This window comes from Kitasatospora nipponensis, assembly GCF_039528135.1.
In the GTDB taxonomy this organism is placed as follows: Bacteria; Actinomycetota; Actinomycetes; order Streptomycetales; family Streptomycetaceae; genus Kitasatospora; species Kitasatospora nipponensis.
Map to the genome: position 1 here is coordinate 1 of NZ_BAAALF010000834.1, position 626 is coordinate 626.

At 65.7% G+C, this 626-nt stretch carries 2 protein-coding genes; one reads left to right on the forward strand and one right to left on the reverse strand.

Features of this window, described 5'->3' with window-relative positions; translation table 11 throughout:
* Positions 1-179 precede the first annotated feature (179 nt).
* Positions 180-323, forward strand: a complete 144-nt coding sequence (locus tag ABD323_RS43590) for a hypothetical protein (RefSeq protein ID WP_184913269.1) — start codon at positions 180-182, stop codon at positions 321-323.
* Between the two features lie 88 nt (positions 324-411).
* Here the strand turns inward: ABD323_RS43590 and ABD323_RS43595 are convergent.
* A partial coding sequence (locus ABD323_RS43595) for a hypothetical protein (protein ID WP_344447557.1) occupies positions 412-626 on the reverse strand: 215 nt, incomplete at its 5' end.

A 626-nucleotide genomic window follows, 5' to 3' on the forward strand; every position in this document is an offset into this window, starting at 1 on the left:
CGCGCGCGGGAGTTCCACCGCGCCGAGTACCTGGTGCAGATCGAGGACGACGACGCGAGATTCCGCGAGCACATGACGCTCATCACCACCACCCTCCGCGAGGCGCGGGCGGCGGTGCAGGGGTGAGTTGGTCGTAGGAGTACTGGACCAGCAAGGAAGAGATCGTTCGGGCAGCCGAAGTGCAGTACCTGGACGGCACCGCCTGGCAGGGCCCCAACCCGAAGTCCGCCGACATGCGCGTTCCGGGCGGCATGTTCAGCTACACGATCATCATCCGCAAGGAACGGGTCTACGTTCTCCAGATCACCTGCCTCGACTTCTAGAGCCGCCTCAGGCGGGGTTCACCTGGTGGTGGACAAGAGCACCGGGCAGGAGTGCGCCCGGCTGTCGGAAGTACGTGAACGGGGTGGCTCAGTAGAAGAAGCCGACCCGGTCGACGAGCAGGTGGGTGTAGCCGCCCGAGCCATTGAAGAAGGACACGTGGCCGTCGGCGGAGATCTTGGAGGTGGTGAGGTTGGCTACGGTCCGGCCGGCGGTGAAGTTGAGGTTCGAGGCCGTCGGTCGGCCGGTGTCGTCGGGGAAGACGGTGAGATAGCCGGGTGCGGTGGGTGTGACCACGGTCGTGT